General features: G+C 31.7%; 4 protein-coding genes. 1 reads left to right on the top strand and 3 read right to left on the bottom strand.

Annotated elements, in window-relative coordinates:
* The 3 genes from Q0138_RS02410 to Q0138_RS02400 form a co-directional block, all read right to left on the bottom strand.
* On the bottom strand, positions 1–642 hold a 642-nt coding region (locus Q0138_RS02410; RefSeq protein WP_297980442.1), incomplete at its 3' end, for a PKD domain-containing protein.
* Between the two features lie 511 nt (positions 643–1,153).
* Positions 1,154–5,746, bottom strand: a complete 4,593-nt coding sequence (locus Q0138_RS02405) for a PKD domain-containing protein (protein WP_297980439.1) — start codon at positions 5,744–5,746, stop codon at positions 1,154–1,156.
* A gap of 254 nt (positions 5,747–6,000) precedes the next feature.
* Positions 6,001–7,062 (bottom strand): NosD domain-containing protein, encoded by a 1,062-nt coding sequence (locus Q0138_RS02400; RefSeq protein WP_297980436.1) that lies wholly within the window; start codon positions 7,060–7,062, stop codon positions 6,001–6,003.
* A 780-nt stretch (positions 7,063–7,842) separates the two neighbouring features.
* Here Q0138_RS02400 and Q0138_RS02395 point away from each other — a divergent pair.
* Positions 7,843–10,044: a right-handed parallel beta-helix repeat-containing protein gene (locus Q0138_RS02395; protein WP_297980433.1), complete on the top strand. Its 2,202-nt coding sequence runs from the start codon at positions 7,843–7,845 to the stop codon at positions 10,042–10,044.
* Positions 10,045–10,492 lie beyond the last annotated feature (448 nt).

Below are 10,492 nucleotides of genomic sequence, written 5' to 3'. Positions count from 1 at the left end.
ATCCACAGTATCCCAATGAACAAGCTGAGAAATAAAACCCCCATCCTGCAATTGAGCAAACCTTTTACCAGTATTAGCATTTTTCTGGGAAGAATAAACAGAAGCTCCTGAATAATCCCAGCCAACTAACCTGGTGCCATCCTCAAAATCAGGATTAGCAAGAATCTCACGGTCATAGATAACATGAACAAAATCATCCTTAACAATAAAATCACTGAAATCATCATTAACGATTTTTAAACTCACATTAAAATATCCAATATCATCATACGTATGTGTCGGATTTTGCAAGGTGCTGTTTCCACCATCACCAAAATCCCAAAACCAAGCACTAGGATTACCGCCGCTAACATCAGTAAAATTAACAGTCAATGAATTAATGCCCTCTGTTGTGTCTGCTGTAAAATCAGCAACTAAATCATCACCAGAAGAGACAAGACCATCACTACCCGCAGACAAAGAATCCTCATCACCAACAGCAACAGCATCTGAAGCCAAGAACTCATCACCGCTGCAAAAATCATCCGAAAGCAATGCAGCATCCGCCAAGGAATCATCAACACCCTCAGCAGAAACACCACCAACAGACAAAAGAAAAGCAATCAAAACAAAAAATACAAAAAGCCTTTCCAAATTCAACATACTTAACACAACCATCCTTCATTTAAACAAAAAAAAATTGAAGATTTTTCATCATCTAAACAAAAAGATCAAAAAATATAAAAAAAGGCGGCCATAGGAATCAAACCTACACTAAATCCAAAAAAAAGCATCAGAAAAATAAACTTCGCCTTTTAAAAAAAAAAACCGCCAAATGACAAAAAAAATACACAAACAAAAACACAAACAATTACAAAAAACCCAATTTTTTCATATCAAGAGAAAAAACCTCTAAAAATCTTAAATAATCAACAAAAATGACAAAAACACCATAACTAAATTAAAAAAAAAACAATTATCCCCTAACACTTTTTTTATAATAAAAACCTCAAACTTAAAACACAACTCAGCGAATAAGTTAAAATAAAAATAAAAGAATAATTAAAGAAAAAAGAAGGATAAATAAAAACAATAGTCTTAATTGAAAACCCAACTTTTTTCCCTAAATATTCTAACAAACAAACTAATATATTTTTTTTCCTTAATCTAGCACCTATTTGATAGTTACTTTTCCTGTTTTAGTTACAGCAGCGAAAGTGTCATCACCATCAAACTTAACAGTGAAACTGTAAGTCTTCTTGCTGGAAAGACTTACCTTAACGCTAGCAACACCCTTGGCATTAGTGCTTGCAGTGTAAGACTTGCCATTAACAGTGAAAGTCACCTTCTTGCCCTTGATAAGCTGACCTTTAGCATCCTTGAATGTAGCAGTCAAAGTCTTGGTCTTAGCTGAAGCCTTATAAGACTTAGCAGGAACAGTCAAACTAGGTTTCTGCTTCTCAACAGTAATCTTAGCAGCAATGAAACTAGCATTATACTCATCATCACCTAAGAAACAGACAGCAAAAGTATATCCTCCAGCAACCTTAAGGTTAACCTGAGTCTTAGCCTGACCATTCTCATCAGTTACGTATGTGTATACATGACCGTTGAAACCAACGCTAACGTTCTTGCCGGCTAAAGCATTGCCATTAGCATCCTTAAGGGTAAAGACGAAATAATCACCAGTCCTCAAAGCAGGATAAGTAAGCGCAACAGTAGTCATATTACTATAATCAATCGCACTGGCAACACGATCAACACTGATATTAGTTTCAATGCTAGCACTGCCATTAACAATAAGGACAGGATAACCAATACCATCAACAAGAACAGTAGCATTATGCGGAGCATTCAACTCAGCAGTCAAATTATCAATAGTCTCCTTAGCAAGACCAACCGCACTATTCAAACCGTCAATGCTGGACTTAGCATCCGCCAATTGACCATTCAAATCAGCAATATCAGCAGCCAAACCAGTAGCATTAGACTGAGCATCCGCCAATTGACCATTCAAATCAGCAATATCAGCAGCCAAACCAGTAGCATTAGACTGAGCATCCGCCAATTGATTATTCAAATCAGCAATAGTAGCATTAGCCTCATCAAGAGCAGCACTCAAATCACTAATATTAGACTTAGCATCAGCTAATTGATTATTCAAATCAGTGATATTGTCATTAGCCTCATCAAGAGCAGCACTCAAATCACTAATGCTGGACTGAGCATCAGCTAATTGATTGTTCAAGTCAGCAAGACCATCAATCAATTCACTAGCATTGCCGTCCAAAACAGTGACATTGTATTCAGTGCCATTGACTTCAATCACAATACTGTCATCAACATTAAATGAAGTGCTGTTAACCGCACTGGCAAAAATATCATTGCCCTCATAAACAACAACAATACTGTAATAAGCAGCAGCCAAATTATCAAATACATATTGAGCCAAAGTCTCATTCAACTCAACAGGAACAGCCTCTCCATTAACATAGAAAGTTACAATACCTGTTGCATAAGGAACTTCAACATTCACAGCAACAGAACCGCCAACAACAGCATCACCATCAAGACCAATAATAACATTAGTGCCAGACACCACAGGAACATCCAAAATATACTCCTCACCCAAAACACTTAAAACAGTATTATCTGAATCAACATCAGAAGTTAAAAGAGCAAATGTTCCCGCATTATCCTCCAAGGCAACAAGATATTCATCATCAACAGTCAAATCAATGGTTTTAATGTATCCGCCAATTTCACTGCCATCATCATTGACTAACTCAACAGCAACAGGATATTCCCTGCTGACCCCCATTACAGATTCATCACTAGAGAATTTTAATCTCAGGTATGAAAATTCATCAACACCAGCATCCTCTTCCAATCTGTAAACATCAAAGTACACATCAGATAAGTTTTCACCATTAAAACGGGACGGATCATCACTGGTTGCCCACCAGTTATTATCAAATACTACATCATCGCCAACATAGACCAAACCGAATTTATCATTATTGTAAATGAGGTTATAAGCAATATTGCTTGTACCGCCAGTAACATTAACCGCAACACCATTACCGGTTAAGATATTACTGATTAATTCCAACTCACCAGCAGTTTGAGTGATTGCAACATCACAAGAAGTTAAAGTAGTGTTGAATATTCTGGATTTACCGCCATTAACAATAACACTGCCTCCACTAACGGTTGAGTTAGCAATATTAACATTTGCAACAAGAGTCAAAATAGAATTATTAAATGAATCATCCGCCAAATCAACATTACCTTCACTTAAATCCAAATCAACATCAATCTCAGAATCTTTAATAATCAATTTAGAATCAGAATCAGTAACTAAAACGGAATCCTTATTCAAACCAAGATCACTAACAGTAACAACAGCACCATCAGTAACATTAAATAAAGGAACATCACTGTCTTTAGGACTTAAAACCGCACCATTGAAGTTTAAGGTCAAAGATTTATTGATTAATAAGTTTTCACTAAATTCACCGCCTATTACTGGAGCAATATCAATTACATCATTTTCACCAGCACTGTTTATGGCATCCTGAATACTATCATAACCTACACCATTAATTGTTGGTTTAGCTAAAGTGAAATTATAAAAACAATAATCCATTTCCACATCATCGTGATAAATATGTAATCTAGTCCAATGATTGCCTGAAGAAAATGTATGACTTGGATTTAAACTAGCAGAAAGACTATTTGAAGTAAATGTTTCACCATCATCAAATTCCCAAACATAACTACTAATTGCTGTTCCTCGAGAATTATCTTTAAATGATACTGTGAAATTACCATTTTCAATAGTTATGGATTCAATATCAAAATCAGCTACATATTTATAATTACCAAAGATTATTTGTCTAATACCATATCCTGCACCAACACTAACTTTATGATTCCCATACAAATTAGCAATAGACTCAGTTAATGTAAAACCCGAAACATAAGTTTCAACACTCCTAATAAGATTATCATCTATAAAAAGATCAGTGAAAAAATGAGCCTTTTCAATATTCACTAAAACTGTAATGTAATCATAGTCATCAAAGTTAATTATAGCTTCAGATCCATTCCAAGTAGGATGAATAGGATTGTTAAATTCTGTCCAACCATCTGGTACACTTTGAGTAAAATCAAAAGAAACTACATCATTACTAACGTTATTATAAAATTTAACTATCTTCTCTTTAGTAATAGTGCTAGTATTACCAAATTTATCTGTAACCGTTAAAGTAACATCAAAAGAACCCAAAATATTTGAAGGATAAGAATGTATAATATTATATCCATTTGGAAGATTATTTAATTCAGTTATATTTGTTGTACTACCATCGCCCCAATTAAAAACCCAATTTTTAATACTTCCTGAAGATTTATCCAAGATACTTATTGCATTTCCAGTAATTGTATATTCAAAATCTGCAACTAAATTTTCAATTATTTCAACTGAATATTTAATAGTTTTAGAGTCATCATTATCTATTGTTAGATATGCATCATATTTTCCAGTTTTATTATAAACATGCATTGGACTTGGATCAATACTACTTTTTCCATCACCAAAATTCCAAAACCATTTGGTTACTTCTTCAGCAGTAGTATAATTAAAATATACTGGAGCGTTCATATATCCAGTTACTTCATAAACTTCCCCTTCTTTTGTAACATAATTGATTGAATCTAAATATATGTTTCCATATGATGCCAAGAAAGCTAAATTTAAATTACCTGTATATGAAGTAGTATCAATTTCACCACTATACGTCCAAGAATTAAGAAGAGTAGGATTGCCCATAAGAGCAAACTGTTTTAGATAATTACTAGAACCTGGTACAGTACCCTCCTCAAGAATATAAACATTAAATATTCCTCCACTACTTGGAGCATAATAATAAAAACTAATACTTTCAATATTAGTAAAATCTATACTCTGACTTATTATAGGACCATTATTATTACCTACAATGTGAAGGGAATAAGAACCCTCATAAACAACAGAACTATCCCTCGAAACACTACCACCATTAGCATTAACAGTCCAACCATTATCTAACTCATCCTCAAAACCCGAATTAACAACTAAATTAACAGGTTCAACTTCTTTAGCAACACATGTAATTGAATCTAAATATATGTTTCCATATGATGCCAAGAAAGCTAAATTTAAATTACCTGTATATGAAGTAGTATCAATTTCACCACTATACGTCCAAGAATTAAGAAGAGTAGGATTGCCCATAAGAGCAAACTGTTTTAGATAATTACTAGAACCTGGTACAGTACCCTCCTCAAGAATATAAACATTAAATATTCCTCCACTACTTGGAGCATAATAATAAAAACTAATACTTTCAATATTAGTAAAATCTATACTCTGACTTATTATAGGACCATTATTATTACCTACAATGTGAAGGGAATAAGAACCCTCATAAACAACAGAACTATCCCTCGAAACACTACCACCATTAGCATTAACAGTCCAACCATTATCTAACTCATCCTCAAAACCGGAATTAACAATATTTGATGATGTTTTCAAAGATTCATTGGCAATTTGAGAACTTAGTTCATTTTCAGACATAGAATATGAATTTGTACTCAAATAATCCAAATCATTAACTGCTTGAATAGACTCATCGGAGTTGTCGCCTAAATAGATATTAGAAGAGGTACTATTAATTTCACTAGCACTAACTGATGAAATTAAAATAAAAAAAATGAACATTATAAAAATATAATATTTTTTCATATTTTCACGCATTAAAATTTTAAGTTTAAAATAATAAATGTTTAAAATGATTATCGGAAAATACAAATCGAAATTTAAAAGAAAAGCATTATAATTTAATTTCAATTTGAAATAAATTTTTTTCAAAAAAAAATTATTTCCAACCATCTTAATTAAATTGATTACAACAACCTATGAATCATTACAATCAAATTAACTAGATTATCATTCAAATTTTTTTGTATAATCTATTATGGAATAATATAACCATCAAACCAATTATCAAAGGTATATGTCATATCTATAAGAGACTGTTTTATAGCACCAACCAAAACATTATGATAGAAATTAATTGATTCAGAAGTTGCATTTGAAAAATTTTCTCCATAATCCACAGTATATCCACTAACATAATTTGTAGTTTGAATATTGTTGGATGTAATATTTAAACTAACTGCAGTCATATTGATAAATTCAATACCAGTTTCAACACCAGAAATATTATTTCCACTTATATTTGCAACAATATCACTAATAAAACCATCTTTTTTACCCACAGATTGAATTCCACAAGTAGAATTTAAAATTTTATTATTTGAAATAACACCTCTAAAATTACCACCTACAAAAATACTGTAATTACAATTAGTAATATTATTTCTAGAAATATAAGTATTTCCAAGATTATTAACACTAATACTGTTTGCATTAGGATGAGCAAATGAAATACCATCCCTATACATATCATGAATAAAATTATCCTCAACAGTCATATTATCATAAAATCTATTGATATTTATACCATCAGTACCATTATAAAGCGTATTTTCCTTAATGGTTCCATTAAATATAAATGATCCATAAATAGCAGAATATCTGCCATTAACATTAATTTCAAAACCAGAGATAGTGAAATTATTTAAATTATTCACTAAATTAAAAACATGACTAGAACCAGTTCCAATCAATGTAGCATTAACACCCCTGTAAACAACATTATCTTTAGTTAAATTTAATGCAATTCCAGTATATGTTCCCGGATTAAAAATAACAGTTGAACCACTTGAAGCAGAATCAATATTATCTTGAATATCAGTCAAGGTCATTGTATTGTAAATATTTACATCAGAACTATCTCTATTATTTACATAATCTGTTTGACTATCTTCTTCAACTGAGACATCATCAATAGATACATCATCAGTTTGTACATCAATGTCGTCTGCAATATCATCAGCAGCTGAAACTGATCCAACTGCAAATATTGCCAAAACCAACATTGCTATAATCAATGTAATTTTATGAGAAGACAAGTTTTTACCTCCTTTAATAATTAATAGATTAAGAAGTAGCTCAAATAAAAAAAAAACAAGTAGAGAATCAATAATATAATTTTAAATATTTTTCATCTTTATCTCATGAAACATTATTTTTCATTAAAGGAGAAAAAAATTATAAAAAAATGTCGCCAAACATTTTTTTTAAAACTATGAAATTATCATATTTATTTTTTCCTCTACTTTTTTTTACTTATCCGCCACCAAATTTTTAATTTTCAATTATTGATGAGTAAAACCTTACACATCATATAAATATAACTAGTTGTTACTATTTAAATATTATCCATATTTTTCAAACATTAACATGAACACTCCTAAAAGCCAAAAATACACTAATCAGATGAAGTACCAAATATAACTGCATAAAATCAATCCCAAGCCAAACATCATTTTTTAAACGATTTTCAAAAACAGCCCTTAACGATAAACCAATTAAGATAAAAAAAAATAAGATTATACCCTTCCCCATAAAAAAAAACATGCAAAACAACACTATAAATTTCTAAAAGCAATCAAAATCAAAAAAGAAAGGAAACAATAATTTACACCAAAAACATTAAATCATTTGAATGAACTATACAAACCTTTATATCAAACATGAAATAAAAATAAAAAACAATCTGATTAAAATGCCCAATATCAATGTGAATAAAATTAGTAAATGAAAAAAAAAACAAACTAATCAACACATACGATACGAATAACAGGCATTAAAAAAAAAATATTAAAAAATGAATTTGGAGAATAAATAAAATGAATTATAAAAAAATAGGCATTTTGCTATTATTATGCATAATTGCATTTTCAATTGCAAGCGTTAATGCTGCAAGCCAATCAGACATGAAGGGCTCTCAGAATAATGGTGCAGATCTTTTAATAAGTCAAGACGCAAACGACGGTTTAAGCGACCAGACAGAACTTATAAAAACAAGCAATCAAGGAATAAGCAGTTCAAACAAAGACACAGAACTTATAAAAACAAGCAATCAAGGAATAAGCAGTTCAAACAAAGAGACAGAACTTATAGGCGCAAGCAATGAAAACTTGATTGGCTCACAGATAACAGTTACAGACTCAAGTTCCATCCAAGATGCAATAGACAGTTCAAAGGACGGGGATACAATAAGCCTCGGTCAAAACAAGGAGTATACAATAAACGAAACAATCACAATTACAAAGAAACTCACAATAACCGCAGACAATGTAATTATAAACACCTACAGTCAAGGCCGCATATTTGAAATAAAGGGAAGCGATGGAAGCACAATAAGGGGAATCACCTTTAAAAACCTCAATCCTGTACCTGACTATGGCGGAACAATTACAGGAACTGCAATATACTCACAGGGAAACAAAAACCTTACAATAGACAATTGCAGTTTCATAAACTTCGCAAATGGAGCATACCTAACAAGTACAGAATCCTCCACAATAAGGAATTCCTATTTCACAGGAGTTACAACCGGAGTGAAAAGCAGCGAAACAGGTACAAAGGCAGTAAACATAATGAGCTGCAGCAATATCAATATAATAAACAACAGCTTTGAGGGACAGGTATTGGATGGATTAAGCATTGCAACCGGTTCAAGCAACATACTCATAGAAGCCAACAGATTCATAAACAACACCTATGCAATATTCTATGGAGGAGCATCAACTGCAGGTTCCAAGATAATAAACAACACATTCATCACCTGCGGAATGATAAATGCTACATGGTACAGCTCATACCTTAACAGAAGCTTTGACCTAAGCTATCAAAACCTCCCCTATATCAGTCTTCAAAAGGCATCAAACAACCTTGAGATTATAAACAATACCTTTATGGTCAATGACGAAAACATGATTATAATCTCAGAGGCTGAAAACACAGCACACGGTTACCCATCAACAATAGGCTCAATAAACATAACAGACAACACTGTCCTCAGGGCAGATGAAAGTGTAAATCCAAAGACAGTCACATTCTACTATCTGAATGTATTGTCAAGCCTTTCACTTACACCTACAGGAGACATCATTGTAAAAAACAATAACTTCAGCGATGTTGAGGGAATAAATGACTTTGAACTTAAGTTCAGTTCAATAGAAAGTTCAGATGGAAGCATCCTAATTCCTAAGGCATATACAGAAACATATCTGAGCCTCGAATATGTTAAGGATGGACGTGCAATAATAGTATTGTATGACATCAATGGAATGGAACTAGGCGCGCAAAAGGTCACATACACAATAAATGGGCAATCTGCAATTACAGACCTAACAGATGAATACGGTCACATATACATCGACAATATTGAAAGCGAGGCTGAATTGAAAATCAGCTATGGAGGAAGCGACACATACAAATCCTGTGAAATGGAGGCAACAGTAAAGGCTACAGAAAGCCCTACAGAAACAATGATAAGCGCATCCAATCTAAGCGTCTATGCAATAAATGCAAAAAGCACAGTATATAAGTTTAGCTTAAAGGACAGTGAAAGAAACCTTTTGGCAAATAAGGAAGTAAGCATTGCATTCAACGGCAAGATTTATACAAGAACAAGCGACATAAACGGTACAGTAAGCTTTACACTACCTACAGCAACAGCCGGCAAGTATCAGGTAACCCTTGCATATACCGGAAACGGAGCATATAAGGGCTGTGTAAAATTAACTACAATCACAATACAAAAACAGGCTACAAAGCTAAGTGTTGCAAAGAAGACCTTTAAAAAGGCAGCAAGCAAAAAGCTAACTGCAGTCCTTAAGGACAATAAGGGAAAAGTAATCAAAAGCAGAAAGATTAGCCTAAAGGTAAATGGAAAAACATACACAGCAAAAACAAATGCAAAGGGAATTGCAACATTTACAATAAAATTAACTAAGAAGGGAACCTTTACTGCAACAACAAAATTTGCCGGAGACAGTTATTACACAGGAAAGACAACCAGCTCCAAGATAATTGTTAAATAGAAATTTAAAATCAAAAAGAACTCTAAACAATTATTTTAAAAAACTGTTCAAATCAAATTAAAAAGAAAATTACAAATGGAATCCATTGTAATTTTCTAATTTTGCTTTTTTTAATGAATAAATTCTAATTTTAAACTTTTAAATAATTATTTTCTAATTTTAAACTTTTTAATGATTTAATTCTAATTTTAACATTTTAAATATTACTTTCTAATTTTAAACTTTTTAATGATTTAATTCTAATTTTAAACTTTTAAATGAATAAATTCTAATTTTAAACTTTTTAATGAATAAATTCTAATTTTAACATTAAAAACCATTTTTAAATATCAAATTTAAAAAAAATGATTAAAACTCTCTAATTTTAATTTAAAATTTCTTTTTTTAATAAAAAGGCTTTGTAGAAACCCTCCATTTTTATGAAATTTAGATTGATCGGTAAATGTTG

The sequence above is a fragment of the uncultured Methanobrevibacter sp. genome (assembly GCF_937906425.1).
Lineage (GTDB): Archaea > Methanobacteriota > Methanobacteria > Methanobacteriales > Methanobacteriaceae > Methanobrevibacter.
This window is presented reverse-complemented; position numbering and strand designations above follow the sequence as displayed.

What these genes read in the sequence shown, in the direction of transcription:
- Q0138_RS02405 (WP_297980439.1), bottom strand. Translation starts at nt 5,746, where the DNA reads ATGTTCATTTTTTTTATTTTAATTTCATCAGTTAGTGCTAGTGAAATT.
- Q0138_RS02395 (WP_297980433.1), top strand. Translation starts at nt 7,843, where the DNA reads ATGAATTATAAAAAAATAGGCATTTTGCTATTATTATGCATAATTGCA.